General features: G+C 56.5%; 28 protein-coding genes and 2 pseudogenes. 14 read left to right on the plus strand and 16 right to left on the minus strand.

From position 1 onward, the window contains the following. The first annotated feature begins 3 nt into the window (after positions 1-3). Positions 4-288 carry a VF530 family DNA-binding protein gene (locus IFU29_RS20145; protein WP_191935478.1) on the plus strand — a complete coding sequence of 95 codons (285 nt, stop codon included), beginning with the start codon at positions 4-6 and terminating at the stop codon, positions 286-288. Positions 289-342: 54 nt separating this feature from the next. Here IFU29_RS20145 and IFU29_RS20150 read toward each other — a convergent pair whose 3' ends face one another. After that, positions 343-1,272, minus strand: a complete 930-nt coding sequence (locus IFU29_RS20150) for a LysR family transcriptional regulator (protein ID WP_191935479.1) — start codon at positions 1,270-1,272, stop codon at positions 343-345. Between the two features lie 127 nt (positions 1,273-1,399). Between IFU29_RS20150 and IFU29_RS20155 the strand changes: the two genes are divergently transcribed. The 3 genes from IFU29_RS20155 to IFU29_RS20165 all read left to right on the plus strand — a co-directional run bounded on the left by IFU29_RS20155 (position 1,400) and on the right by IFU29_RS20165 (position 6,404). After that, a complete protein-coding gene (locus tag IFU29_RS20155; protein ID WP_191935480.1) occupies positions 1,400-2,263 on the plus strand; it encodes an SDR family NAD(P)-dependent oxidoreductase in 864 nt (287 codons plus the stop codon). Beyond that, positions 2,260-3,141, plus strand: a complete 882-nt coding sequence (locus tag IFU29_RS20160) for an SMP-30/gluconolactonase/LRE family protein (protein WP_191935481.1) — start codon at positions 2,260-2,262, stop codon at positions 3,139-3,141. Before IFU29_RS20155 ends, IFU29_RS20160 begins: the two co-directional genes overlap by 4 nt. Positions 3,142-3,299: 158 nt before the next feature. After that, the gene (locus IFU29_RS20165) at positions 3,300-6,404 is read left to right on the plus strand and encodes an efflux RND transporter permease subunit (protein ID WP_191935482.1); all 3,105 of its coding nucleotides are present in this window, start codon (positions 3,300-3,302) and stop codon (positions 6,402-6,404) included. Between the two features lie 30 nt (positions 6,405-6,434). Here IFU29_RS20165 and IFU29_RS20170 read toward each other — a convergent pair whose 3' ends face one another. From IFU29_RS20170 to IFU29_RS20215, 10 genes are all read right to left on the minus strand, one after another. Continuing rightward, a complete protein-coding gene (locus IFU29_RS20170; protein ID WP_191935506.1) occupies positions 6,435-7,076 on the minus strand; it encodes a DUF1109 domain-containing protein in 642 nt (213 codons plus the stop codon). After that, positions 7,063-7,617, minus strand: coding sequence for a sigma-70 family RNA polymerase sigma factor (locus tag IFU29_RS20175; protein WP_191935483.1), 555 nt, complete (start codon positions 7,615-7,617; stop codon positions 7,063-7,065). Before IFU29_RS20175 ends, IFU29_RS20170 begins: the two co-directional genes overlap by 14 nt. 73 nt (positions 7,618-7,690) lie before the next feature. Next, entirely contained in the window at positions 7,691-8,929 is a 1,239-nt protein-coding gene (locus tag IFU29_RS20180; RefSeq protein ID WP_191935484.1) for a protein-disulfide reductase DsbD family protein, read from the minus strand. A 26-nt stretch (positions 8,930-8,955) separates the two neighbouring features. Continuing rightward, entirely contained in the window at positions 8,956-9,519 is a 564-nt protein-coding gene (locus tag IFU29_RS20185; RefSeq protein WP_198425000.1) for a peroxiredoxin, read from the minus strand. Positions 9,520-9,636: 117 nt separating this feature from the next. Beyond that, a complete protein-coding gene (locus IFU29_RS20190; RefSeq protein ID WP_191935508.1) occupies positions 9,637-10,902 on the minus strand; it encodes a type II toxin-antitoxin system HipA family toxin in 1,266 nt (421 codons plus the stop codon). After that, positions 10,892-11,209 carry a helix-turn-helix domain-containing protein gene (locus tag IFU29_RS20195; RefSeq protein ID WP_191935485.1) on the minus strand — a complete coding sequence of 106 codons (318 nt, stop codon included), beginning with the start codon at positions 11,207-11,209 and terminating at the stop codon, positions 10,892-10,894. Before IFU29_RS20195 ends, IFU29_RS20190 begins: the two co-directional genes overlap by 11 nt. 269 nt (positions 11,210-11,478) lie before the next feature. After that, positions 11,479-12,102 (minus strand): pyridoxamine 5'-phosphate oxidase family protein, encoded by a 624-nt coding sequence (locus tag IFU29_RS20200; RefSeq protein WP_191935486.1) that lies wholly within the window; start codon positions 12,100-12,102, stop codon positions 11,479-11,481. Between the two features lie 82 nt (positions 12,103-12,184). Continuing rightward, positions 12,185-12,520 carry a four-helix bundle copper-binding protein gene (locus IFU29_RS22870; protein WP_191935487.1) on the minus strand — a complete coding sequence of 112 codons (336 nt, stop codon included), beginning with the start codon at positions 12,518-12,520 and terminating at the stop codon, positions 12,185-12,187. A 38-nt stretch (positions 12,521-12,558) separates the two neighbouring features. Continuing rightward, on the minus strand, positions 12,559-13,422 hold the full coding sequence (locus tag IFU29_RS20210; RefSeq protein ID WP_191935488.1) for an MBL fold metallo-hydrolase: 864 nt from the start codon (positions 13,420-13,422) through the stop codon (positions 12,559-12,561). 116 nt (positions 13,423-13,538) lie between these two features. Continuing rightward, positions 13,539-13,883, minus strand: coding sequence for a hypothetical protein (locus IFU29_RS20215; RefSeq protein WP_191935489.1), 345 nt, complete (start codon positions 13,881-13,883; stop codon positions 13,539-13,541). A gap of 502 nt (positions 13,884-14,385) precedes the next feature. Between IFU29_RS20215 and IFU29_RS22540 the strand changes: the two are divergent. The 4 genes and pseudogenes from IFU29_RS22540 to IFU29_RS20230 all read left to right on the plus strand — a co-directional run. Then, a pseudogene (locus IFU29_RS22540) lies at positions 14,386-14,547 on the plus strand (general stress protein); the annotation flags it as partial. A gap of 24 nt (positions 14,548-14,571) precedes the next feature. Further along, positions 14,572-14,685: pseudogene (locus IFU29_RS22545) on the plus strand (general stress protein); the annotation flags it as partial. Positions 14,686-14,842: 157 nt separating this feature from the next. Continuing rightward, a complete protein-coding gene (locus tag IFU29_RS20225) occupies positions 14,843-15,361 on the plus strand; it encodes a DUF892 family protein (RefSeq protein WP_191935490.1) in 519 nt (172 codons plus the stop codon). Positions 15,362-15,377: 16 nt separating this feature from the next. Then, complete coding sequence (locus IFU29_RS20230) at positions 15,378-15,959, plus strand: diguanylate cyclase (protein WP_244633758.1); 582 nt, start codon at positions 15,378-15,380, stop codon at positions 15,957-15,959. 16 nt (positions 15,960-15,975) lie between these two features. Here the strand turns inward: IFU29_RS20230 and IFU29_RS20235 are convergent, their stop codons facing one another. Further along, complete coding sequence (locus tag IFU29_RS20235; protein ID WP_191935491.1) at positions 15,976-16,587, minus strand: DUF2913 family protein; 612 nt, start codon at positions 16,585-16,587, stop codon at positions 15,976-15,978. A gap of 168 nt (positions 16,588-16,755) precedes the next feature. Then, on the minus strand, positions 16,756-17,103 hold the full coding sequence (locus IFU29_RS20240) for a hypothetical protein (RefSeq protein WP_191935492.1): 348 nt from the start codon (positions 17,101-17,103) through the stop codon (positions 16,756-16,758). 394 nt (positions 17,104-17,497) lie between these two features. On the opposite strand from IFU29_RS20240, the gene IFU29_RS20245 reads away from it, so the two are divergent. The 4 genes from IFU29_RS20245 to IFU29_RS20260 all read left to right on the plus strand — a co-directional run bounded on the left by IFU29_RS20245 (position 17,498) and on the right by IFU29_RS20260 (position 19,784). Next, a complete protein-coding gene (locus IFU29_RS20245; RefSeq protein ID WP_191935493.1) occupies positions 17,498-17,974 on the plus strand; it encodes a YciE/YciF ferroxidase family protein in 477 nt (158 codons plus the stop codon). A 71-nt stretch (positions 17,975-18,045) separates the two neighbouring features. Then, positions 18,046-18,552 (plus strand): ferritin-like domain-containing protein, encoded by a 507-nt coding sequence (locus tag IFU29_RS20250; protein WP_062748751.1) that lies wholly within the window; start codon positions 18,046-18,048, stop codon positions 18,550-18,552. Positions 18,553-18,606: 54 nt separating this feature from the next. Continuing rightward, positions 18,607-19,482: a manganese catalase family protein gene (locus IFU29_RS20255; RefSeq protein ID WP_191935494.1), complete on the plus strand. Its 876-nt coding sequence runs from the start codon at positions 18,607-18,609 to the stop codon at positions 19,480-19,482. 68 nt (positions 19,483-19,550) lie between these two features. Beyond that, on the plus strand, positions 19,551-19,784 hold the full coding sequence (locus IFU29_RS20260) for a hypothetical protein (protein WP_191935495.1): 234 nt from the start codon (positions 19,551-19,553) through the stop codon (positions 19,782-19,784). A 24-nt stretch (positions 19,785-19,808) separates the two neighbouring features. Here the strand turns inward: IFU29_RS20260 and IFU29_RS20265 are convergent, their stop codons facing one another. Further along, positions 19,809-20,633 (minus strand): OBAP family protein, encoded by an 825-nt coding sequence (locus tag IFU29_RS20265; RefSeq protein WP_191935496.1) that lies wholly within the window; start codon positions 20,631-20,633, stop codon positions 19,809-19,811. 118 nt (positions 20,634-20,751) lie between these two features. Next, the gene (locus IFU29_RS20270; RefSeq protein ID WP_191935497.1) at positions 20,752-22,374 is read right to left on the minus strand and encodes an EAL domain-containing protein; all 1,623 of its coding nucleotides are present in this window, start codon (positions 22,372-22,374) and stop codon (positions 20,752-20,754) included. Between the two features lie 158 nt (positions 22,375-22,532). On the opposite strand from IFU29_RS20270, the gene IFU29_RS20275 reads away from it, so the two are divergent. Together IFU29_RS20275 and IFU29_RS20280 are read left to right on the plus strand one after the other, a co-directional pair. Continuing rightward, positions 22,533-23,333, plus strand: a complete 801-nt coding sequence (locus IFU29_RS20275; RefSeq protein ID WP_191935498.1) for a glucose 1-dehydrogenase — start codon at positions 22,533-22,535, stop codon at positions 23,331-23,333. A gap of 357 nt (positions 23,334-23,690) precedes the next feature. After that, positions 23,691-24,581 (plus strand): GNAT family N-acetyltransferase, encoded by an 891-nt coding sequence (locus IFU29_RS20280; RefSeq protein ID WP_191935499.1) that lies wholly within the window; start codon positions 23,691-23,693, stop codon positions 24,579-24,581. 43 nt (positions 24,582-24,624) lie between these two features. Here the strand turns inward: IFU29_RS20280 and IFU29_RS20285 are convergent, their stop codons facing one another. Then, entirely contained in the window at positions 24,625-24,762 is a 138-nt protein-coding gene (locus IFU29_RS20285; protein ID WP_191935500.1) for a DUF2256 domain-containing protein, read from the minus strand. Positions 24,763-24,947 lie beyond the last annotated feature (185 nt).

Consider the following 24,947-nt stretch of genomic DNA (forward strand, 5'->3'; position numbering starts at 1 on the left):
ACCATGACCTCTCACGCTGCGAAAGATCCTTTGCATGGCCTGACCCTCGAAGCCCTGTTAATCAAACTGGAGGCGCGTTACGGCTGGGCAGAGCTGGCGAAACGCGTCAATATTAACTGTTTCAAGAGCGACCCCAGTATTAAATCGAGCCTGAAATTTCTGCGCCGCACCCCATGGGCACGAAAAGAGGTCGAAGATCTCTATATCGCCTCGCTGGAGGAAGACGCTCGGGAGCAGGCAGCGCCGCCGGCCGATGACCCCTGGGCCAGCTGGCAGGGGAAAAAGTAACGCTTCCTCTGCAGTCTTGCCTGGCGGCTGGCCAGCGCAGGGCACTCCGCTTTTTCAGGACTGTTCTATCCTCCCCTGGCGGTGGGCAGGAAAATCATCCTCCCTCCCCATAAACGCCGCGGCTGCGGGTGAAAGCTGGCGATGCGCCAGCACCAGATCAAAGCGGGCATCCGCGTCCGGGAGAGGGTAGTAACGGATCCTGTCTGCCAGAAAATGGCTCATGCTCTGTGGAGCAAGGGTCACACCCGCACCAACCGCCACCAGGGAAAGCACGGCGTGCATGCCGAAGGCCTCCTGCGCCACGTCAGGGACAAATCCCGCCTTCGCGCACAGGCGGATCACCTGCAGATGAAACCCCCGGCCCTCCAGGCGCGGCCATAAAATAAAAGGCTCGTCGGCCAGCGCGGCAAGCGTCAGTTCTGACCGCCTGCCGAGAGGGTGATCCTGTGGTACGGCGATGCACAGGGCATCGCTGTCGAAGGGCGTCAGGCTGATGTCATCAGCGCTCGCCACCGGGGGGATCACTACCCCCACATCCAGATCCTCTTCACGCAAAGCGATAATTTGTGCCGCCGTTGTAGCTTCGCGCAGCTCGAGACGCACCTGCGGGTGTGTCAGGCGGAACTGGCGTATCACATCCGGTAAACAACCGTAAAGCGCACTGCCCACATAGCCCAGTCGCACAATGCCGGTTCGCCCGGCAGCAACATCACGGGTCAGAATGACGGCCTGCTCTCTTTGCTGCAACTGAAGATAAGCCTGAGCCAGAAAGGTTTTCCCGGCGGGCGTTAAGCCCAGCACGCGGTTACCACGTTCAATAAGGATGACATCAAGATCGTGCTCCAGTTTCTGTATGGCACTGGTCAGCGGAGGCTGTGACATATTCAGCCGCTTTGCCGCCCGGTGAAAATGCAATTCTTCCGCCACCGCGACAAACTGCTCCATCGCACGTAGCGTGATCGCTGAGGTATTACCCGTCCCCATCTCATCCCCCCCCCCTCACGTCAATACGATATAAAAAATCTATCATGAATGCCGGTAAAGAGTATTTTTAATATCGTAGCAGCCCTCCCATACTTCCCCCTCATAGGTTTAACGTTGAGGAGAGAGCATGAATTTTAACAACAGTACGGTGCTGATCACCGGAGCAGGGCGAGGACTGGGCCTGGCCTATGCCCGCCTCCTGGGCAAACTGGGGGCAACGGTACTGATTCAGGATAACGGTGCCGCCAGCGATGGGGAGAGCGTCGATCCGCAGGTTGCGGAAGACGCTGCCGCCACGCTCCGATCGGAAGGGTTAACGGTGCGGGCGATAGCGGGCGATATCAGCACCCGGGAGGGCTGTTATGCTCTCTTCAACCGCGCGGAAGCCCTGACGGGACAGGTTAACACGCTGATTCACAGTGCGGGCTGGGTGGCGTATCAGCCGGTGGAAGCCATCGGGGATGCGGCCTTCGACAGGATGATGACCATTGCCGCAAAGGCACCGCTCTGGCTGGCACAGGCTGCCTGGCCCGGGATGAAAGCCGCAGGCTATGGGCGGATCGTCGTGACCACTTCCTGCCGGGCGCTTTATCCGCAGTATGTGCAGCACGGACTGACCGCTTACGCAGCGTCACGCATGGCGGTCGTTGGTATTATGCACGTGCTGGCCGCCGAGGGCGCAGAATCGGGGATCGTGGTGAATGCCGTGTCTCCCGTGGCGAAAACGCGGATGTGGGGAGTGGACGGCGAACCGGGTGATCTGCGGCCCGCAGACGTCGCGCCCGGCGTAGCTTTTCTGGCTTCCCCGGCCTGTCGCGAAGGTGGCTGGATACTGCGGGCGGCTAACGGCCAGTTCCATGCCACACGCGCAGCAGAAGCCAGTGGTGTGCATTATCCTTACGATCTGCGCGCAGTGCATGCAGCCACGCCAGACGATGTTGCCGCAAACTGGGCGCAGATTGCCGTACATCATCCTGAGCCGCGCGGATGAATGCGGTATCTGTCGCCGTGGCAGGCGAGTCGCTTCTCGGGGAATCCCCGATCTGGCACCGTGCCGATCGGCAGGTCATCTGGGTCGATACCCCGGGCGGCGTTCTCCATCGCTTTGATCCGCTGACCGGTCACCACCGGACGCTGACCCTGCCCGCTCCGCTGGCGTTTGTCAGAGAAGCGCCGGACGGCGGGCTGGTCATCGGCACAGGCTGCCACATTGAGCGGATTGACCGCGCAGGCCGCAGACAGCGTATCGCCACCGCCCCCCACGCGCAGCCAGGTTACCGCTTCAACGATGCCTGTTTTGATGCCTGCGGCCGTCTCTGGGTCGGTCTGATCAATGAAGCGCTGACAGCGGGTTCAGGCTATCTGTATTGCCTGTCACCGGACGGGCGCTGGCAAACGATCGACGATGGTTTTACCCTGATCAACGGCCTCACCTGGCGTGATGACCAGCGGATGTTGTATATCACGGACTCCCTCGCCGGCATGATTTATGCCTGTCCCCGCGATCCCCTGACCGGGCGGATGGGGATCTGCAAGCCGCTGGTTACCCTCGCGCGTCAGTACGGCAAACCGGACGGGTTGGTGGTCGATCGCGAGGGTTATCTGATTAGCGTGCTTTTTGACGGTGCGGCTGTTGCCCGTATCTCGCCCGATGGTGAAACCGTTCGCTGGCTACCCCTTCCTGTGCCGCGCCCGACCAGCTGCACCTTTGATGGCAGCGGAACAACCTTATACATTACCTCAGCCCGGCTGGGCCTGTCTGCCCGTCAGCTGGCTCTCGCGCCCTGGTCAGGATCGTTGCTCAAAGTCGAATACGCCGTTGGGGATTTTCTGGAAAACATCGGTGATGTTATTACCCAAAACCGTTAATTTAACTTACTATATCGCCTTACTTTTTCGCCTTTATTTTCTGTCAGACTTCACCCCCTGACAGTTTTACTCTGGTCAGAACATTCGTTTTTCATCTGAACATGCCGCCCGACGGTAACGGCGACATATCAGGCTGGAAAACAACGAGGCATACGCTGATGTTTTCTCGCTTTTTTATCTATCGCCCGGTTTTTGCGTGGGTCATTTCCATTCTTATCATGCTGCTCGGTGCGCTGGCCATCTCGCAGCTCCCCGTGGAGCAGTATCCCGATGTTGCTCCGCCGTCGGTCAGCATCAGCGCCACCTACACCGGTGCCTCTGCCGAAACACTGGAAAACAGCGTTACCCAGATCCTTGAACAACAGCTGACCGGGCTGGATAATCTGCTTTACTTCACCTCCAGCAGCAGCTCACAGGGCAACGTCAGCGTTGATGTCACCTTCAGCCAGGGCACCGACCCGGACACGGCGCAGGTACAGGTGCAGAATAAGGTGCAGCAGGCGCTGTCGCGGCTGCCAACAGAGGTTCAGCAGCTGGGCGTCACCGTCACCAAGTCCCAGTCAAACTTCCTGCTGGTGATGGGCCTGTATGATACAACCGATAAAAGCAGCAGTTCAGATATCGGCGACTGGCTGGTCAGCAATATGCAGGAACCTCTGGCGCGCGCAGAGGGCGTCGGCGATATTCAGGTCTTTGGCGGTCAGTATGCAATGCGCATCTGGCTGGACCCGGCAAAACTTTACTCTTATGCCTTACAGCCTTCGGATGTAGCCGCCGCTATCCGGGCGCAGAACGTCCAGATTTCCGCCGGCAAGATCGGCGGACTGCCGTCACCTGACAATCAGCAACTGACGGCCACCGTGCGCGCGCAGTCGCGCCTGCAGACCCCGGAGCAGTTTCGCAATATCATCGTTAAAAGCGACCGTAGCGGGGCCATCGTGCGCGTCGGCGACGTTGCCCGGGTCGAACTCGGCAGCGAATCTTATGATATGAGCACCCGCCTGAACGGTCATCCTGCGGCCGGGGTGGGGGTGATGCTGGCACCGGGCGCAAACGCGCTGGACACGGCGAAGCGGGTAAAGGCCACCATCGCAGAGTATCGTCACTCCATGCCGGACGGGTATGAAGTCTCGTATGCCCTGGACAGCACCGACTTTATCAAAATCTCCATTGAGGACGTGGTGATCACCCTGATTGAAGCAATAGCGCTGGTCGTGGTGGTGATGTACCTCTTTTTACAGAATATCCGCGCCACGCTGATCCCCGCACTGGCGGTCCCCGTCGTGCTGCTGGGCACCTTCGGCGTACTGGCCGTTATGGGCTACACCATCAATACGCTGACGCTGTTTGCCATGGTGCTGGCCATCGGTCTGCTGGTGGATGATGCGATAGTGGTGGTGGAAAACGTCGAGCGCATCATGCACGACGAGGGACTCCCTGCCCGGGAAGCCACTGAAAAATCGATGAAGGAAATTTCAGGTGCCCTCGTGGCCATTGCCCTCGTGCTGTCAGCGGTATTCCTGCCGATGGCCTTTTTCGCCGGCTCAACCGGCGTCATTTACCGTCAGTTTTCCGTCACCATTATTGCCGCCATGACCTTTTCCGTGGTGGTGGCCCTGACCCTGACGCCAGCCCTGTGCGGCATGCTGCTGCGGCCCGTCACACCTCATCGCCGTGGCTTCTTCGGGGGCTTTAACCGGCTGTATGCCGCGACCGAACGAAAATACCGCCACAAGGTGCTGGGCACGCTGCGTCGCCCGGTGATGATGGTGGTGCTGTACGGTGCCATGGGGCTGATCCTCTTTGTGGTGTTCACCCGTCTGCCGGGCAGTTTCCTGCCTAATGAGGATCAGGGGAGCGTCATGCTGCAGGCAACGCTGCCAGCCGGAGCCACCAGCAGCCGCACGGAGGCGGTTAACCAGCAAATTGTCGACTGGTTCCTGACGGAGGAGAAAGACAATGTTGAGGTGGTCTTTACCATCAATGGCTTTAACTTCAGCGGGGCTGCACAGAACGCGGGTATGGCCTTTATCAAGCTAAAAAACTGGGATCAGCGTCCGGGGGCGGAGAACTCCGCTGAAGCTATTGCCGCCCGCGCGACGGCCGCACTGTCAGGCATCCGTGATGCCCAGATCTTCGCCCTCACCCCCCCCTCGGTGCCGGGCCTCGGGCAAAACAGCGGCTTCACCTATGAGCTGCTGGCCAGCGGGGGAACGCCGCGCAGCCAGCTGGAAACCCTGCGTGATACGCTGCTGGAAAAAGCCAGCCACCGCCCGGAGATGGCGGCGGTGCGCAGTAACGTTCTGCCACAGATGCCTCAGCTGCAGGTGGATATAGATATCAATAAGGCCGTGGTGCTGGGCCTGGCACCCGCCGACATTACCGACACGCTGACCGGGGCCTGGGGTGGGGCCTACATCAATGACTTTATCGATCGCGATCGCGTGAAGCGCGTCTATATGCAGGGCGACGCACCGTATCGCTCCGCGCCGGGCGACCTGGATAAATGGTTTATCCGCAATGCCGACAGCGGCATGACGCCGTTTTCCGCGTTTGCCACCACCCGCTGGACGGTCGGACCGGAAAGCCTAAACCGCTACAACGGCTCTGCCGCCTTCGAGATCCAGGGACAGAACGCAGAGGGGTACAGCTCAGGCGAGGCGATGGCTGCGCTGGAGGCGCTGCAGGAACAGCTACCGCCTGGCACGACAGGCGCATGGAGCGGACTTTCCCTGCAGGAAAAACAGGCCGGAGGGCAGTCCACTGCCCTGTATGCGATTTCGATTCTGATTGTTTTCCTATGCCTGGCCGCCCTGTACGAAAGCTGGGCGGTACCGTTCTCCGTCCTGCTGACAGTTCCGCTGGGCGTGCTCGGCACCGTACTGGCCGTCTCGCTGCGGGGGCTGAATAACGATATTTACTTCCAGGTCGCCCTGCTGACCACCGTCGGGCTGACCTCGAAAAACGCTATTCTGATTATCGAATTTGCCGAAGAAGCGGTCAGGCAGGGACGATCCCTCAGCGCTGCTGCGCTGCAGGCCGCGCGGTCACGCCTGCGCCCGATTATGATGACCTCACTGGCCTTTATGGCGGGCGTGGTGCCGCTGGCGGTGGCCACCGGGGCGGGGGCCAACAGCCGCATTGCCATCGGTACGGGGATTATCGGCGGAACGCTGGCCGGCACCGTGCTGGCACTGTTCTTTGTTCCGCTGTTCTTTGTGCTGGTGAAGCGTTATCTCACCGCGCATCGCCGATCAACCTGATGCAACGCTGCGGAAGGCAGGCCGCTACGGCTAGCGGCTTAACTGGATCCAGCGCCGTCCGGCCAGTACGGTCAGCATCACAATGGTGACACCCGCCGCCAGGTGCAGGGTGAAGTCCAGCCGGTGCAGGTGAACCTCATGGCACAGCGACAGCAGCATGGATGACATAAAGGCTATGCCCGCCCCGGCCAGCGCCAGGCTCTGCCCGGGGCGCAGCGATCGGGTGCGGTACAGACAGGCAATGGAGATGGCGATCATCGGCAGGCTGGCACTGAGCATAAACAGATAGCAGTGCAGGCCTTCTCCCCAGTGCCCGGCGCCCGTCGGTGGCGAGGCCGGTACACTGTTCAGCAGGTTAATGGCCAGCCAGACAGCGGCCAGCAGCGCGCACCACTTCAACCCGGACGCCTGGCGACCGGCGATGCTGACGGTAAAGGCCGCGGCCATCGTGCCCGTGCCCGTGGCCAGCGACAGCAGCAGGGTGATCAGCGCCAGCCAGGATCCCGGCTGGGACCAGTCGGTAAACCGGCTGTGCAATGCCCAGCTGGTCAGCATGCCGCAGGGCAGCACGGCGGCGGCCCACGCGGCCACGCGCCAGGCCGTTGGCCAGGTGCGCGTGACCGGCCTGACAGTCTGGCTGAGTTCGTCGATCAGTTGGTCATGATTTCTCATCATTCCCCCGTCCATATTTACGCAGATTGAGCATGGCGCGATGTAACAGTGATTTCACCGCAGAAACCGACAGGTGGCTGGCCGCTGCCGTCTGTGCCAGACTTTGTTCACGCAGATGCACCGACTCCACCATCTCGCGCTGGCGCGACGGCAGCGCGCCCAGATAGCCGGTAAGCTCGTCATAAACGACACTCTCGTCCCCGACATCGGCCGCCTGGCGGAGCAGGGCGTCATCATCCTGAACCTCCGGGCGGCGGCCGCGCTGCCGCAGGGCATCAATCGCCCGCGCCGAGGTGATCGCAGCTACCCAGGGCAGAATGGGACGCTGAGGATCGTAGGTATGGCGTACGCGATGGATTGCCAGTAGGGCTTCCTGCACGACATCTTCCAGCAGGGCGTCATCGCTGATTTTTTTGCGCGCAAAGGCACGGATGGCCGGTACCATCGCTTTCAGCAGCTGGTTATAGGCCGCCTTGTCACCCGCCTGCGCCTGCGCCATCAGTCGCGGCCATTCCCGTGCGCGGGTATCAGTGCCTGCCATAAACGCTCCCGCCAGTTAGGGCATTCAGCGGGCGGTCAGCGGACATCGCAACAGCGTTCACTCATCGGTTCATTCACGTTTTCTTTCCGTTGTTTGCGGCATGTTCGAGTGCAGAGATCACGATGCGCGGCGTCAGTACCTGCGGCAGCACCACCGGTTTCCCACCGTCGGCAGGATACACCACGTAGAGCGGCAGGCCACCCCGGCCGAACTCACTGAGTGCCTGTTCCACATCAGGATTGTACTTCGTTGAATCCGCAACCATATAGAGTGTGTTGGTCCGCGCCATCGCGGATTTCACCGCCTGCGTTGACAACGAGGTGCGATCGTTCACCTGACAGGTGATACACCATGAGGCGGTAAAGTTCACCAGGATCGGTTTCCCCTGGCCTTTGATCGCGTCAACATTCTGCGGAGACCAGGCGACCGCGGCTGCCGCGTCCGCACCTGCTTCCGCCTCCGGTTGAGCAGACAAGGACGTCAGGCTGGCCAGCGGGGGCACCATTATCAGCACAAACAGCCCCGTGGCGAGATGCTGTGGCCAGTGACGCCGCCCCATCATACGGCGTTTTTGCGCGATGCCATACAGCCAGGCGGCAAAGCTCAGTACGATGCAGCAGGCGAGGATCAGCGCCAGAGCCCCTGAACCCGCCTGACGTTCCAGCACCCAGATCAACCAGGCCACCGCGCCCAGCATCGGGAACGCCAGCGCGTGTTTCAGCGTCACCATCCATGCACCGGGAGCCGGTAAGAGGCGGGCCAGCAGCGGGAAGAAGGCGATCAGGGTAAACGGCGCGGCAAAGCCCAGCGCCAGGGCAGTGAAGATCACCAGACTCACCAGCGGCGGCTGAGTCAGCGCATAGCCAACAGCGCTGGCCATAAACGGTGCGCTGCAGGGAGTGGCAACAATAATCGCCAGCGCCCCGGTCAGCGCCGAGCCGGTCAGCCCGCCGCGACCGCCGCCGACTTCTCCCACCCGCTGCACGGAGAGTCCGACCTCAAACAGTCCGAACAGATTAAGGGCGGAAGCCAGCATCACGAGGATCAGCAGGGCGATCACCAGCGGCGACTGGAGCTGGAAGCCCCAGCCGACGGCCGATCCGCCGGCGCGGGCCAGTAACAGCACCCCCACCAGCAGCAGCATGGTGACCACAACACCGCCGAGAAACGCCAGCCCTTCCGCCCGTGCCTGAGCAGGCCGGTCGTGATGGCGGATCATACTCAACGCTTTGAGGGAAATCACCGGAAAGACGCACGGCATCAGATTGAGAATAAGGCCGCCAAGAAAGGCGGCAGCAAGGGCAGTCAGCATAGCGTTACCTGCGTTGAGTCGGGACGTTACGCCGGATTGGCCTGGCGATATTTTTTCACGGCATCCATGGCTTTCTGGATATGTGTGTCCGGGTTTTTATCGGTATAACTCAGCAGGATTTTACCGTCCGGCGCAATCACGTACGACGTACGATCCGACAGAGTCTGCCCCTTCATCTGCATGGTGCTCTGGTACTCTGCAGCCACTTTAGCCCCCGGATCGGCGGCGACCGTGAACTTGTCACGACACTCCAGCTGGGAGAACTTCTCAATCTGATCCACATTCCCGGCGGTCACGCCGATAACGGTTGCGCCCTGCTTGCTGAACGCATCGGTGGCTTCGGCAAAGTCATGGGCTTCCAGCGTACAGCCCGCGCTGAAGGCGGCCGGGAAGAAGTACAGCACTACCGGGCCTTTCTTCAGGGCCTGCTGCAACGAGAAGGTGGTCGGCTTACCGGCCAGCGCCGCCTTCAGCTGAAAGTCAGGGGCGTTTGCACCGGCTGGCAGAGCGGCAAAGGCAGACGTGACGGGCAGCGCCAGCCCGAGAAGGGCGGTGACAGCCAGCGTGCAGAGGGTTCTTTTCATACGCATAATAGTTCTCCAGTGTGAGGCAGGCGACAGCGCCCTGATAACCTTAACCAGAGTTTCGCCCCGGACAGGACAAAGGTTGCGGTCGGAAGAAAATATTTTTCTCCCGACCGCCTGGCATTACGTCTGTATCCGTTTAAGGGTGTCATCGATGCGCTGCTGAATAGTGCGCAGCGTCTCTCGGGTGATCTGCCCGGGGAACATCTCGCCGGCCAGCCGGGTAAACCCGGACGCCACCTCACAGTGGCGCTGTATCACCTCCCCGGCCTGTGAGGCGGTCAGTTCAGCCTCCTGCTCCCCCAGCGCTAACAGGTGTGCGCGGCCAATATCCAGCGCTTCCCCCATCACATCCATCTGGTGATAACCACCCGGCCCTTCACACCAGGTGACATCATACGCCGGGGCCAGTTGCCACTGACCCGAAGCTGACATCAGATAGGCAAAGTTTTTCGGATGATCGTCGCGGTTGTTGAACACCACGTTGAACACCACCCGCTCAAACGCCAGCACCTTCTGTCGGACATCATGGGTACACAGCCCGGTAGCACGGAGAAAATTCGTATAATCCAGCGCCCCTGGCGTCTGGTAGTTGGCCCCGGTGAATGCGGCCAGACTCTGCATCGGCACGCGCAGGCCGTTCTGCCGGTCAAAACGCCGTGAGGCAAACGCGGCCTGGCCGTTGGGCAGGGCAAACCAGGCGGTCTCCGGCGTGCTGATACCGCACGCACGCAGGCACTGCGCATAAACGGCTTCAATCGCACAAACCTCAGGGTGTTCCTGCCGGGCGGGGAATTTAATCAGCCACGCCTCTCTGTCTGCACTGGCAACGGTGGTAAAGGCCCCGCTGGCGGCATCACGATACAACAACGCTTTCGGTCTCGCCCCCTGTGGTGAGCCACCCATCAGCAGCAGCCGCTGTAAAAATTGCCCGCCCTCACCGTCCAGCACTTCCTGCACCTCAGCCGAGAGCTGTGCCAGGGCAATATCTTCCGCCTGGCCGGTCTCCTCCTGCTGCGAGGGGACAAACGACATCGCGCCCATGGCGTTATCCCCGATCCAGGTCAGCCGCTCAAGAGGCCCGATGCGTGCCGCGTTTAGCCCGCGCTGGCGGAACAGCCTGTCCATCAGCAGCATACCCCAGCCGTCGGGCAGGGCATCATATACCGGGCCAGGCAGGCCCATCTGATGGGCCGGGAACGCTCTGCGCAGGCGTGGGCCGCTGAGCGGCAGAGTGAGCGAGGCCAGCTCCAGCCCACGGCGGACCGCCTCTTCGCTGTATTCAAACAGGATCTGCGGGCGTCCGGTGAGGGCGGTTGAGGAGACCAGGCTTCCCCACAGCCAGCGGTCACCCCATCCCTCGTACCAGACATCGACTTTACTCACCATCATGAATACTCCGTTTTACACGCTGGCGGGCCGTGTTTTTCTCATAGCGCAGCAGGTCGTCCAGGCTGTCGATTTTCGGCGCGAAGAGAGCCTCCAGTTCCTTACCCCGCCCCAGCACCATCGCCACCCTGACCAGATTTTCAAACCCCACGCTGCGTCCGGATTCCAGATTGGACACGGTATTGACGCCAATCCCCGCCCTGGCCGCAACGTCGGCCTGGGTCATCTGCTGTGTGAGCCGCTCTTTGCGCAGACGCCCGCACAGTAGCCTGACAATCTCATCGGGTTTGCTGAGAGTTAAATCCATAATAACGGGCCTTAAAGTAATTTTTCATCGTTAACACCCAATATTATAGAGTTAATCAGCTGACAAGGGAAAGACAGGTGCCGTATTTTATGCAATTGCGCAGAAGGCGTAGCAAGGAAGTAAAAATCCCGTTATGACGGCAACCCGGGCAGCCGCCCGGTCAGAACGCGGCCCCGGCAGATGCCCGGTTCAGACGCACCTGTGTTTACCCCCGGTGAGGTTGCCAGCCAGAACAGGTGACCGTCCTCCGCCCGCGGCCGCAGGACGGATCAGTAGAGCGTCGTTTTCAGCCGTTCAGGCAGCGCTTTATCATAGGCTTCACCGTCAATCTCATCGTGCGAGATTTGCTTCAGGATCGTGCCGGTACTCGGCAGGGCCGTGCGCGGAAGGTGAAGCGCGGGATCCCACATCCGGGAACGGAGAATGGCCCGGCTGCACTGGAAAAACACCCGCTGTACGGTGATGCGAATGACGGACAGAGGAAGATGATTATCCACGGAAAACCGGGCAAGCAGGGCCGGGTCAATACTGATTTCAGCCGTTCCGTTGACGCGCAGGGTCTCCCCGATACCCGGGATCAGAAACAAAAGTGCCACGCGGTTGTCCAGTAAAAGGTTACGCAGGCTGTCAATCCGGTTGTTCCCCCGACGATCGGGCAGCAGCAGCGTCTGGGCGTCTTCAATGTGGATAAATCCGGCCGGATCGCCCCGGGGCGAGATATCCATACCTTCAGCGCCTGACGTCGCCAGCGCAACAAAAGGTGAGGATTCAATAAAGGGACGATAGGCCGGGTGAATATGGTCGGTCACTTTGGTCAGGGAGGGTTTGGCAACCGCACCATACAGACGCTCCAGCGCTTCCACCTCAGTAATGGTTGCAGAAGGGGTTTTCATAGCAGTCCTCTCATCAGTGAGCTGACCTTGATTATCACCATCACGCCTCCCGGAAACCAGTAAAACTCACCGCGATTGCGGGTCAGGGCAGTCTCATGGCGATGCCCCTGCAGCTTTCAGCACAATCAAAGCAGGCCGTTGCACATATCTGGCAGTGATCGTGATCGTGCTGGCTGCATATTTTTCCGCATTTTTCACACGCGTCGGCGCAGAGCTTACAGACCTGAGGCGCATATTCGCTGTCCATTGCCAGCAGCTGCGCGGTCATTGCGCATAACGCAGCACACTGCCTGTCAAGGCGGATACAGTCCCGCAAATGTTCCAGATTCGGCTCCTGCAGGCAGGCGGAGGCACAACGTTCACAGGCCGCCAGGCAGCTGAGACAGGCACTGACACATAGCTGATTCATCTCTGACATAAAAGGATCCTCGCATCATAATGAAAAGGGGAAGGGCGTCAGACGGCTGAGTGTCCGTCCGACGCGGTAAGCGCTTCTTCGGGGAGAAACGCGGCCAGCTCACGGGCATCGTGGCTGCAAAATAGCGTGATATTCGCAGAGGCAGAGCAGGCCAGCTCTCGCAGTCGCTGTTGATTCGTCCGGCGGGCATGCCCATCAGCGGACATCAGCCACTGATAAAAGCGCAGCCCGGGTGTGCAGTGCCGCCGCTCGCCCGACATCTCGCTGCGATAAAACCAGGCATCGCCGCCGTGCAGCAGCCAGCCTTCCGGGGTATCAATGGCGATACCCGCATGGCCTGCCGTATGGCCGGCAAGGGGGATCAGGAGTATTTCCGGGGGGAGCCCATCCAGTCCGGTCACGGAATCAAAACCAAACCATGTTTCCCCCTGTGTCTGATAACCCGTCCAGCCGGAAGCCCCCTGCCACTGTGCCGGCCGGTATCGCGATCGGGCAAGCCAGCTGTGACGCGACCGGGCGGTATCGATTTCCTGCTGCATCAGGTGAATCTTTGCCCAGGGAAAATCAGAGAGGCCACCCGCGTGATCGAAATCAAGGTGGGTCAGAATAATGTGTCTGACATCGCGGGCAGAATACCCCATCGATTCAATCTGGGATAAAGCCGTCAGGGAGTGTTTATACTGGATGTTATTCATCAGGCGAAAGAAACCGGCGATGCGCTGATCCGCCCTGCGCACATCATCCCGGCCAAAGCCGGTATCGACCAGAATGAGCCCCTGCCTCTCCGTTTCGATCAGCAGGCAGTGACAAACCAGGTGCGCCTTTATCCCTTTGCTGAACCCGTCGTATAAGGCACCGCCCCAGGGACACATACAGCCACAGTTAAGGTGATGAATTCGCATACCGCTCCTCTCAAATGCTGATCATGACGTTTAACGGACACACCGTACGGTGTTGAAGGATTCGCAGATTGCTCCTAAGCGGGACGTTTTTACTGAAAACGGCTAGCACGACATATTCAGCGCCAGATAACCCGTTCCTGAGTCTTCACAGAAAATGTTTCGTTATACCTGCCACGTTCATTTTTAAATACGTTTCCCGGCGACGGGTCTTTATCACATTGAAAGCGTAACGAAGCGGAAGCCATGTTTTGTATAACAGCACAGCGGGACAGCGAATGGAGAAGCAGAGAGGTTTGAATTTCTCGCAATAACTGATGATTCTGCTGGATAAGTGTATCCAGCCATTTTCTCTCCTCAGAAGACCCGCTGAAATCGCTTACTATTTCAGACAACACTTTTGCACGCTTCTTTTCGCTACGGTAGCGTTCTTTAATTATCTTAAGTTTTGCTTCATCTGTCATCCGCACCTCCTCGGTATATTCAGGTGAAAAGCCGTTACAAGAGGCTAACTTAACCACTCTCCTTGGTGTAAAGAACGATTAACCGGCTACTTCCGTACAGTGATGAATAGAGTGAACAGTAAAAAACGAACTCTAATAATATACAACTTGTACAACCAAGTTATAAAATTAGGAATATTCCTAAAAAAAGATTTAACTACTGATTTATAAGAACAATATCTTAACAAATCGCTGCGTTATCACGCATAACTGTACGAGATATTTTAATTTGTATAATTTGAAAGATTAATAAAACAACACAGGAAAAATAATTCCTCGATGATTTCTTTTTAATTACTTGAAGTTAAGTAAAAACGAAAAAAAATAATAATAATTTTTTATCACTTCCATTTGCGCACGAGAAACAGTTTGTCTAACTTTAAATGCACACGGAATGTCGATGAACAAGCGAAACGTAACGGAATAAGGACGTTCTCTAATCTGAAAATATGAGGAACACATTATGACTGAACATCGTGGTGGATCTGGTAATTTTGCAGAAAATAAAGAGAAAGCGTCTGAAGCGGGCCATAAAGGCGGTCAGCACAGCGGTGGGAACTTTAAAAACGATCCAGAGCGTGCTGCAGAAGCCGGCCATAAAGGCGGTCAGAATAGTGGCGGGAATTTTAAAAATGACCCGCAGCGTGCTGCTGAAGCCGGCCATAAAGGCGGCCAGAACAGTGGCGGTAACTTTAAAAACGATCCGGAAAGAGCGGCCGAAGCCGGCCGCAAAGGTGGACAAAACAGTCATCGCAATGATTGATGTCACCGTGTGAAGACCGATCAGGGCCTGTGAAAGCGCGATGGCGTTTCACGGGCCCTGAGCATACATCAGCAACAGAGCGAATATGGGGAAGCCAGCAATGCCTGACGTTTCAGGCGAGAGTCTGATATCACGCTACCCTCTAACGGAGAATGGAATGCAACCTGAAAAAAGTTACCACTGCTGGCTACGTGATGCGTGTGCGATTGAGCGTCACGCAGAGATCGCCCTCAATGAATTAAAACAGCACCTGACGCTGTGGCCCGAACTGCAGGACCATGTAGAAACGCACATTCAAGAAACCCGGTCTAACATTGCCCTGCTGACTGAATTTATGCAAAAGCGCCAGATCGATTCGGTTGCGCTGGGCAGCGAGCGAGTGTCTCATTTCCGGAACTGTATCCAGGGGATAAACAGCCTGCTGATGTCACCGGACCCGGTCAATAATTTCATCGGCAGTTATCTGCTGGAAGCTTACGAAATCGGCTGTCTGACGCCGCTGATTGCGGCGGCAGAAGCGCTGGGAGACCAGGAAGCTATTCAGTTATTCGATAAAATTATCCAGAAAGATTTTAAGATGGTCAGGTGGGCACTTGAGCACCTGCCGGATATCACACGGAACCAGCTTTTCCCCGTGGACAACCGCGCGGAAAAGGTGAGCCACGAGATCCATTGAGATAAGGCACGCACTGATGATGCAGCATGCCGACCCGGAACTCTTATTATTACTTTATGGTGTTCTGCCCGTCTGGCTGATTGCCGGATTTTGTGACTGGCTGTGTCACCGGGCATCGGACATTGAAACGACGTCAGGCAGTAAGGAATCCTTTATCCACCTGCTGATGTTTCTGGAAATGGGGATCCCGCTGCTGGCGGCACTTTTCATGCAGGTCAATGCCCTGATCCTGCTGGTTATGATTACCCTTTTTTTCTGTCACGAAGCCACAGCCCTCTGGGATGTCAGCTATGCCGTTACGGCGAGACGCGTCTCGCCTGTTGAACAGCATGTGCACAGTTTTCTCGAAATGGTGCCTTTAATGGCGCTTCTGCTGGTTATTTCCCGGTACTGGCAGCAGTTTCTGTCTCTGTTTGGTGCCGGGACAGAGCCCAGCGATTTTACATTACGCCTGCGGGAGGCACCGTTACCGGTGGGTTACCTGGTGAGCGTCATGACGGCGATTATCCTTTTTGAAATTCTGCCTTATCTGGAGGAGTACTGGCGTGGGCGCAGGGCCGCTCAACGCAGGATTACGCGGGGCGACCCGTCTGGTTAAGTCACCCTGCGGCGGATCATGACTGAGGCTCCCCGATATCAGGCGCTTCAGTCGCGGAGACGCTGGAAAGCGTCACGCTGTAAAATCCGCGTTCATCAACGAAGCCGGTCGCATTTAATCGCGCATCCTCCGCCAGCAGCATCAGGCCGGGAAACGCCGCACTCAGTCGCAGGGTCATCGGGTAGAGCATGTTTTCATTCAGATCAAAGCCCTGGTGCAGAGCGGACTTGCGCAGATAGACGGCGGGATAGGTCACCTCTTTAGGGATCATGCTGTCCCATTCACTGTCCGGCACCAGAACATCGCGCCAGCCCACCATCTGCATCGCCTCAAAGAAAGAGGTAATGCGGCGGAGATCGGACAGCGCTTCTTTTTTTCCTGTACAGGTATTCCAGATATATTCAGCCTTTGCCCGCAGTCCTGCCCGATAATGTAGACGTTTACCTTCTTTAAGAAAGAAATCAATCTCGGGGGCAACACTTACCGGGAAAATCTTTTTTCTTTTTGCCTGTTCAAGCCAGCGCATAATAAAAATATGTTCTTCAAGGAGTGAGCGTTGTCCGTTCTGATGAAAGAGCCTGACGGCCACCAGCAGGGCCCAGGAGAAATCTCTCACCGCAAAATTCATTCTTTTAACCTCTGGCAAAGCAAATCCTCCAGTAATGTTCTCTGGTGTTATAAACACTCGTTACGTAAACAGTAAAGCGCTAAGGCCGGATACAAATGACGTGAGCGATTGAGTAATAATTCTGACTTTTACTTTTTTTAAATAAAAATGACTGAAACACGGATTTTCTTATATACGCGCCCCCGTTCTGGTCAGTCGCCAGTCGGCAGCGGACAACGTCATGTGAAGGTCATCAGAGACAGGTGTTGCTCTTTTCTCCTGGGAAAAGCCGGCATGCTTTCCGTGCTGATGGCTGTATTCCATCAGCCATGCAGAAAGCCTGACGATACAGCGTTCCGCCTCTTCCTCGGGCACTTTACCGATAAAGAGTAATGAAGGTTGTTCTTTATTATCAGTGAGATAAATATCACTGCACCACTTTCCTGAGCAATCACATCTACCACGGATGATTTTGATAGCGACAAAATTCAGTCGTGGCCAGGCTGATATCAGCGCGAAGATTCGTTGTTTTTCCATTACCGCCTCAGGGTAAGTTCGTTATAAGAATGCGAATACTTTCAGCATCACGTTCACGAGGAAAAACTCTACTCAATCCGAAACGAGCCATTCCCGACAGTATATAGACCTGGATGCAGGGAGGAAGAAGATGCGGGTTCGATTAATAAAAACCCTCACTCTTCTCCACCGAAAAACAATTGTGGCAAAGCATCAAAAAAAAGCAATCTATACAAAAAAATAAAAAATGTACAATATTAACATTGCCATCGTAAAACCCGACAAACCTTGCAATTAAGAATATTCTTATCATATTTTTTAAATATGAACATGATCTTCACCCCATCCTGACTAAACTTAAAACCGTCTGTGGAATACTTCCCTTTCTTTTATTCACTTTTATTTGGATATGACGATGAAAATTACAACGCTGGAAGACCTTTTTATTCATGACTTATCTGACATTTACAGCGCCGAGAAGCAGATTACGCGAGCGCTGCCAAAAATGGCGCGGGCAGCAACAGATGAAACACTGATTTCTGCCTTTAAAGCGCACCTGGAAGAAACGCAGGGCCAGATTGAACGTCTGGACAAGCTGGTTGAGGTGACCGATGGCGTTCGCATTAAAAGAATGAAGTGCCACGCGCTGGAAGGCCTGGTCGAGGAAGCACAGGAGATCATTGAGGCGGTGGAGGCCGGTCCGGTGCGGGATGCCGGTCTGATCGGCGCCGCGCAGAAGGTGGAGCACTATGAAATCGCCACTTACGGCACCCTCCATGCCATGGCGCTCCGTCTGGGCTATAAAGAAGCGGCCAGCCTGCTGGCAGAAACGCTTGAAGAAGAGAAAGCCACCGATGAAAAACTGAACGTAATCGCAGAACAACAGAACTGAGGGACCGGTCTTGCTGACCGTCAGCCCGTGAGTCCACGCGGCACGCGCATTTGTTCAACGAGGAGAATGCTATGAACTACGAAGACCACTATCTTTCCTGGGTAAAAGACGCTCATGCCATGGAAAAACAGGCGGAGAGTATGCTGGAAAAAATGGCGGCACGACTTGAACACTATCCGGACCTGAGGGCGAGGATTGAACAGCATATTGAAGAGACACGTGAACAGCAGGCGTTGGTTCAGTCAGTTATTGATCGTTACGACACCTCCAGCTCGATGGTGAAAGATGCCATGGGCAAGCTCTCTGCCATGGGCCAGGCGATGGGAGGCATGATGGCAGACGATGAGGTCGTAAAAGGGGCCATTAGCGGCTACGTCTTCGAAAATTTTGAAATTGCCAGCTACACCTCCCTGATTGCCGCCGCGGAACTGGTCGGCGACATCGAAGGGGCGCGCATTTTTGAACAGATCCGGGAACAGGAAGTGGCCATGGCCGACTGGGCGCTGCAACATCTTCCTGATGTGACGGAACAGTTTATGGTGCGCTCTGCCACGCCCGGTGTGGAAGCCAAAAAATAGATGATCCTATGGCCTGCTTTCGGGCAGGTTTTTCATGAACAGCGGGAGTAAACCATGTTCAGACACGTCAAACAACTGCAGTACACCGTCCGGGTCGCGGAACCCAATCCCGGCCTGGCAAACCTGTTACTTGAACAGTTCGGCGGCCCTCAGGGTGAACTCGCCGCCGCCTGCCGTTACTTCACTCAGGGGCTGGGTGATGACGATCCCGGACGGAAAGATATGCTGATGGATATCGCTACCGAAGAGCTGAGCCACCTTGAAATTATCGGTTCGCTGGTCGGCATGCTCAATAAGGGGGCGAAGGGCGCACTTGCTGAAGGCACGGAACAAGAGGGGGAGCTTTACCGGGAAATTACCGGGAAGGGTAATGACAGCCATCTGACCTCCCTGCTGTACGGGGGCGGGCCGCCGCTGACTAACTCGGCTGGCGTTCCCTGGACCGCAGCTTATATTGACACTATTGGAGAAGTCACAGCCGATCTGCGCTCCAATATTGCTGCCGAAGCGCGGGCAAAAATCCTCTATGAACGGCTAATTAACGTCACTGACGATCCCGGCGTTAAAGACGCGCTGGGATTTTTAATGACCCGGGAAGTGGCCCACCAGCTCTCTTTTGAAAAGGCGCTGTACGCCATCCGTAATCACTTCCCACCGGGCAAACTGCCGCCTGTGGAGCAGTATGCCAACGTGTATTACAACATGTCGCAGGGTGGAGACGTCAGGGGGAGCTGGAATTCTGACGAAAACTTCCGCTATGTCGACGATCCTGCACCAGCCGTGGACGGTGGGGATGGCGGTGCCAGTGTGGCCCTGACGCCGGAAGCCCAGGCAAATCTGGATAATCTGAAATTGCGTACCGCGTCGGATATCACGCTGGATCCGGTCACGGGTGCAGAGCTGGGTTCGGAGCCCCCCGTTGAAAAATAAGGGAGCCGCACCCGCATGTGAAAACAGGTTAGCCGGGGCAGGGGTTAACCTGTTTACAGGAGAATACGGTGTTTCGTTTGTTGAAAAATCTGTTCAGCAGCCCTGAAAATCTGCTTAATGTGCTGTCCAGCGAAGACATGGAGGAAGCCCGGCTGGAAAAGGAGGCGATCCTGATCGACGAGGATGGCAATGCCAGCGTCAATACCGACAGCCCGGAAATGAAAGCGAGTTTTGCGCGACATGTGGCGGCGCTTCGTGATGCCGGGGGCCGGGATATTAACGATAATCACGCTGACCGCTAATCGGTTTTCATGCCCCCGGGCAGGTTAAATCCCGTTATCGTCCGCTGGAACAGCGTGACCCTGAGCGTGGTTTAAGATGCGCTCCGGGGTTGAGAAAGATGTGTTTCCCCTGGCATGTTCACCTCCTCCCGCTACCCTCTTTAACTGGATGACATGGCCTTTTTGCCAGGCATCTGCCTGCGGGTCGACAGATTCACTGCTAAGATCCTGCCGGGACTGTTTAATACTCTGCGTATTCGTCCCGAACCGGCGATCGCGATCGGCAAGCAGGCGCGGATCGAGCTGGCCATCGGCGGTGAACCCCATCATCAGCGCCGGGATGCCGAGGGGCAGCGTTTTATCGCGATCGGTATGCCAGGTATGCCAGGTTTTCCCATAAGTATTGACGATCCTCGCCATAAGCTGCTTTTCAAGCGGAGCAGGCAGGCCGGGAGCTATCAGTGTGCCCGACTTTACCTCATAGCGGTGGCTGTGCCAGAGCCGCTTCTCTTCCTCCGGCAGGCCCTTATAGAGACGCTCACTGATGATATATTCAATGCCCATCAGCCGCGCGTCGCGCGTGTTTCCATCATAAATCACCGCCTGCATGACGTCGTCATTCAGCACGGTCACATAATGGTGTGCCTCCATCTGACCGTTGCGGTCCCCGCTGTAAAAATGGAAACCATCAAGATACGTGTTAATCGCCGCAATTGGGGGTCTGGATTGAATGACCCCGGCACCAGCGGATAACGCGCTCAGTCCGGGGGAGGTCGGCTGGCCAGGTGACGTCACCTGGGGCCCGGTGTTGTTGCCGCCGCAGCCTGAAAGAAAAACGCAGGCCATCAAGGATGGTAGTGTTAACTTCATGTCACCTCCCGGTCAGTCAGCCTCAGATAAAAGGGCTGTTTACACCGGGTAAGTCTAGACCATCAGGCTGTCGGCATCAGGGAAGTATCAGGCGTTTCCCCCGTCAACGGTATACAACTTATTCCGCTGTGAGCACTGCCCCACTCTTCATTCTTTCATTTAAGAGTACACTCAGCTCTTTCAGTGCAGCGCCGTTGAACAGGTGGGACACGGCCTCTCCGGGAACCGGCTTGCCGAAGAGATACCCCTGGGCAAAATCGCAGCCATGTATCGCCAGCCACTGTGCCATGTCTATTTTTTCAATCCCTTCAGCGGTGACCTGCATCTCCAGGCTTTTACCCATCGCCAGGATGGCATCAACCATCTGGTTTTTATTCGACGACTGCAGGGCAATAAAAGAGCGGTCAATTTTAATCTTATCGATTGAAAGCTGCGTCAGATGGTACAGGCCGGAGTAGCCGGTACCAAAGTCATCCAGTGATACGGATATCCCCATCGCCCTGAAGGTATTCAGATTCGCTTTCGCGTTATGCAGATTGGCAATCAGTGCCTCCTCCGTAATCTCAATTTCCAGGCGTGAACAGGGGAAGCGTTCTTCCAGCAGCAGCTGGCGCAGGTGTTCCGGGAAGTCCAGGTCGTCAATCATCGAGGCAGAGACATTGACCGCCAGCGTCAGATGCGGCTCCCAGCTCAGGGCGATGCGGCACGACTGGCGCAGCATCCGTTCGGTCAGGGCGGGCATGAGGCCCATTCTGTCGACGTCAGCAATAAAATCGGCAGGCATCAGCAGGCCCCGCCCGGGATGATGCCAGCGTGCAAGAATTTCAAAGCCTGAGATCTGCTGGCTGTGCAGGTTAACGATGGGCTGAAAGTAAGGAACAAACTGCCCCTGCTGCATCGCGTCAGTGATTTCACGTTCAAAACGCTCTCTGGCACGCACGGCCTCACCGTAAGCCGGATCGTAGAACCGGTACGCGCCGCGCCCGGTATGTTTACTGTGATACATCGCCGTATCGGCGCATTTCAGCAGCAGGTCCGGCTCATTCGCATCCAGCGGGGCGAGGGCAATACCAATGCTTACCCCGGCGGAAACAGGGTGGGGAGTAGATACCAGCGGCTGAGAAAGGGCCATGCAGATGCCCGATGCCAGCAGAGCCAGCTCATCCTGGGTCATGCTGCCGTCGACCAGCAGGGCAAATTCATCGCCACCAATCCGGGCAACGCTAATCCCCTCACGGCGGAAATGCCTGAGCCGCTCTGCCAGCTCACACAGCACCTCATCGCCGGTGGCGTGCCCGAAGGTATCATTGATGGGCTTAAATTTGTCGAGGTCAATGATCATCACGGCTGTGCCGGTTTCAGGGGTGCTGAGCGCCTGCCTGAGGCGTTCCATAAAGACCCGACGGTTATGCAGCCCGGTGAGCTCATCATGACGCGCCAGCCGCAGCGTTTCCTTGCGGGCCGCCATAATTTCCCCATAGCTCTGGCTGAGTGAAATCAGCAACCGCCGGATAATCCAGCCGGGAATGAGAATAGACAGTATGGCAAAAGCGGTCGAGGTGAACACGAAGCGCCAGCGTTCCGCCGTTTCAAACCCACCGTCATAGGGAATACCCAGCCAGGGCAGAACGATGCCTTCGAGCGTAAATTCCCACAGGGTGGCCAGGGCTGCGACGCTGATGAGAGAGATAAACAACCAGAAAGCCAGTCGCCATTGTAATTTAGAAGACCGATCTTCCACGTCAGAGATCCTGATAATTAAGGAGGGATTATTCATCACTATCGGCCAGGGTCCTCTAAACTTGAACGACCGGCGACAGACCGGTGCGTTACGAATTCTGCCGCCACGCGGACGGCAGGGGCAGAGACACGACAACATTCGCAGAATGAGGAGAGTTTATGAGGGTATCACTCAGGGGGCAGGTGGCGCTGGTCACCGGCGCGAGCTCCGGTATCGGGTACGCCTGTGCAGAAGCGCTGGCAGCGGCCGGCGCGAGTGTGGCGATCAACTATCACCGTCAGGCTGAACCCGCAGAGGCACTGGCCGACAGGATCCGCGCCGCGGGTGGCCGTGCCATTGCGCTCCAGGCCGACGTATCGAAAGAAGCTGAGGTGAAAGAGCTTTTTGCCCGCACGATAGCCGAATTTGGCGTTCTGGATATCCTTGTCGCGAACTCCGGCCTGCAGAAAGACGCGCCCGTCAGCGAGATGACGCTGGCAGACTGGAACGGAGTACTGGCGGTCAACTTAACCGGACAGTTCCTGTGCGCACAGGCCGCCGTGCGGCAGTTCCGTCAACAGGCACACCGGCCTGAGGTGAGCAGGGCCGCCGGTAAAATTATCCATATGAGTTCGGTACATCAGCGCATCCCATGGGCGGGGCACAGTAATTATGCCGCCTCTAAGGGCGGGGTGGATATGCTGATGCAGTCGCTGGCACAGGAGCTGGGCGGTGAGCGCATTCGCATCAACGCCGTCGCCCCCGGTGCAATTGCGACCGCAATCAATCAGGAAAGTACCCGGGGGGAGGCGGGAGAAAAGCTGCTGAAGCTGATCCCTTACGGCCGCATCGGTGACGCGGAGGACGTGGCAAACGGGGTCGTCTGGCTGGCCAGTGATCTGTCAGACTATGTTCATGGCACCACGCTGTTCATCGATGGCGGCATGAGTCTCTATCCCGGATTTCGTGATAATGGCTGAGGGATAAACTGCGGTGACCGGGTCCGGGTGTGGTGCGGGTTCTGGCTTTAATTCCGTATACGGATACCCGCCAGTACCGCCCGGAGATCCCCGTGCGACGTGGCAACCCTCGGGAATAAGGAAAAGGCAGAGCGGAGTTATAACGTCGATAACCGATATCGTTCGGATGTCTCGCTTTTTTCAGTGGGAACTGACGGATAATTCAGCCTGCTTTTATCACCATATCGTCAAGATTCAGTCAATAGTTTACCGGCAGAGAATCCCCCCAGCGGAAAATCATTTTACTGCTCTATCTTGAACATATCTTGATAAAGGCTGCTTAGTATAGCCATTCGATTAACAGCAATTAATTATATTATGAGCAAGTTAAAAAGAGTGCTTTATGGCTGGGAAAAATCCGATGCTAAAATATACCGGAACGCTTATCAGTTATTTGGCGGAAGCCTGAATGTTAACCCCGACGTGCTTGATTTCATTGCCAATCATGAAAACCTGCGTATCAGCTACTTTCATCGCGAGAAAAATGGCGTAATTACAGGCGCTTACCCGCTTATTGAAGAGCAGTGCGTTGGCGTGAATCTGTGGGGGAAATACCCCTTCTCCTATGACGAAATTATGCTGCCGCTGTCTCCTCATGCGAAAATACTCTTTCCTGAAAAATCCAACAGATTATCACCCACCCATAATAATTTGCTGCTAAACGCCAATTATACTCTGGCTCGTAAAAATGCCATCTGCATCGTTAAGCAGCAGTTCTCGACCAAGAGTGAGAAAAACCGCAGGAATGAATTTAACCGTTTTATTAAAGCCGGGGGGATGGTGCGCGATCAGTCAGTGTTTTCTGCTGAAGAGCTCTCTGAGATCTATGTGCATTTATTTACGGCAAGATTTCAGGGAAAGGTGAAGTGTTTTGATACGGGGCTTCTGACAGCCACCCTGACGTCACTGAGGCATCTTGTTTTTGGCAGCATTCTTTTTGTCAGAGACGCGCCCTGCGCGATGGACCTGGTTCTGCATGCTGAAAGTGATAATCAAATCTATTTTGACGTCCCCAACGGCGGCGTTGACCCTTGTTTTTCATCCCTGAGTCCGGGAAGCCTGCTGATGTGGAAAAACATACAGGCGGCCAGGCAGCACTGTGAAACGAGACAAAAAGAGATGCGGTTTTCTCTTGGCGCATCAGATGCAGACTGGCGTTATAAACAACGGTGGGCAACCCCTTATAAAACCGGAAAAGTGATCGTCTGAAGCACCGACGCCATCCGTTGATAAAAAAGGGGAGGGGATTTCTTCAGCCAGGGTCTTTCTTACGCCTGCAGCGTTCGGAGCACTTACGCACCTCCTCCCAGCATGCCTGCCACTTTTTTCGCCAGCTAAAAGGGCGTCCGCACACCGTGCAAACTTTTGTCGGAAGCGCGCTTTTTTTCACCCTGACTCTCCTGTCTGACGTTTATCCCCCGGCATCTTAGCGCCCGGAGTCCCGGAAAGGAGAGTATAACGGATAACATTGGCGCTGCAGGCTGGCGCTACCGATCCCTGTATACCCAGCGGCAAGGGGGCAGCGTCGTACCCGCCAGATCGGCTGGCGGGTACGACGCACTGCTGGCTTCGGCT

It is taken from the genome of Erwinia persicina (genome assembly GCF_014838825.1).
Classification (GTDB): Bacteria; Pseudomonadota; Gammaproteobacteria; order Enterobacterales; family Enterobacteriaceae; genus Erwinia; species Erwinia persicina_A.

Bases quoted from the DNA above. Each gene is read 5' to 3' on its own strand.
- IFU29_RS20240 (WP_191935492.1), bottom strand. From the start codon at position 17,103: ATGGAAAAACAACGAATCTTCGCGCTGATATCAGCCTGGCCACGACTG.
- IFU29_RS22870 (WP_191935487.1), bottom strand. From the start codon at position 12,520: ATGTCAGAGATGAATCAGCTATGTGTCAGTGCCTGTCTCAGCTGCCTG.
- IFU29_RS20225 (WP_191935490.1), top strand. From the start codon at position 14,843: ATGCAACCTGAAAAAAGTTACCACTGCTGGCTACGTGATGCGTGTGCG.
- IFU29_RS20230 (WP_244633758.1), top strand. From the start codon at position 15,378: ATGATGCAGCATGCCGACCCGGAACTCTTATTATTACTTTATGGTGTT.
- IFU29_RS20190 (WP_191935508.1), bottom strand. From the start codon at position 10,902: ATGGTGAGTAAAGTCGATGTCTGGTACGAGGGATGGGGTGACCGCTGG.
- IFU29_RS20275 (WP_191935498.1), top strand. From the start codon at position 22,533: ATGAGGGTATCACTCAGGGGGCAGGTGGCGCTGGTCACCGGCGCGAGC.
- IFU29_RS20210 (WP_191935488.1), bottom strand. From the start codon at position 13,422: ATGCGAATTCATCACCTTAACTGTGGCTGTATGTGTCCCTGGGGCGGT.
- IFU29_RS20200 (WP_191935486.1), bottom strand. From the start codon at position 12,102: ATGAAAACCCCTTCTGCAACCATTACTGAGGTGGAAGCGCTGGAGCGT.
- IFU29_RS20245 (WP_191935493.1), top strand. From the start codon at position 17,498: ATGAAAATTACAACGCTGGAAGACCTTTTTATTCATGACTTATCTGAC.
- IFU29_RS20155 (WP_191935480.1), top strand. From the start codon at position 1,400: ATGAATTTTAACAACAGTACGGTGCTGATCACCGGAGCAGGGCGAGGA.
- IFU29_RS20265 (WP_191935496.1), bottom strand. From the start codon at position 20,633: ATGAAGTTAACACTACCATCCTTGATGGCCTGCGTTTTTCTTTCAGGC.
- IFU29_RS20250 (WP_062748751.1), top strand. From the start codon at position 18,046: ATGAACTACGAAGACCACTATCTTTCCTGGGTAAAAGACGCTCATGCC.
- IFU29_RS20145 (WP_191935478.1), top strand. From the start codon at position 4: ATGACCTCTCACGCTGCGAAAGATCCTTTGCATGGCCTGACCCTCGAA.
- IFU29_RS20255 (WP_191935494.1), top strand. From the start codon at position 18,607: ATGTTCAGACACGTCAAACAACTGCAGTACACCGTCCGGGTCGCGGAA.
- IFU29_RS20185 (WP_198425000.1), bottom strand. From the start codon at position 9,519: ATGCGTATGAAAAGAACCCTCTGCACGCTGGCTGTCACCGCCCTTCTC.
- IFU29_RS20235 (WP_191935491.1), bottom strand. From the start codon at position 16,587: ATGAATTTTGCGGTGAGAGATTTCTCCTGGGCCCTGCTGGTGGCCGTC.
- IFU29_RS20215 (WP_191935489.1), bottom strand. From the start codon at position 13,883: ATGACAGATGAAGCAAAACTTAAGATAATTAAAGAACGCTACCGTAGC.
- IFU29_RS20195 (WP_191935485.1), bottom strand. From the start codon at position 11,209: ATGGATTTAACTCTCAGCAAACCCGATGAGATTGTCAGGCTACTGTGC.
- IFU29_RS20180 (WP_191935484.1), bottom strand. From the start codon at position 8,929: ATGCTGACTGCCCTTGCTGCCGCCTTTCTTGGCGGCCTTATTCTCAAT.
- IFU29_RS20160 (WP_191935481.1), top strand. From the start codon at position 2,260: ATGAATGCGGTATCTGTCGCCGTGGCAGGCGAGTCGCTTCTCGGGGAA.
- IFU29_RS20165 (WP_191935482.1), top strand. From the start codon at position 3,300: ATGTTTTCTCGCTTTTTTATCTATCGCCCGGTTTTTGCGTGGGTCATT.
- IFU29_RS20175 (WP_191935483.1), bottom strand. From the start codon at position 7,617: ATGGCAGGCACTGATACCCGCGCACGGGAATGGCCGCGACTGATGGCG.
- IFU29_RS20280 (WP_191935499.1), top strand. From the start codon at position 23,691: ATGAGCAAGTTAAAAAGAGTGCTTTATGGCTGGGAAAAATCCGATGCT.
- IFU29_RS20150 (WP_191935479.1), bottom strand. From the start codon at position 1,272: ATGGGGACGGGTAATACCTCAGCGATCACGCTACGTGCGATGGAGCAG.
- IFU29_RS20170 (WP_191935506.1), bottom strand. From the start codon at position 7,076: ATGAGAAATCATGACCAACTGATCGACGAACTCAGCCAGACTGTCAGG.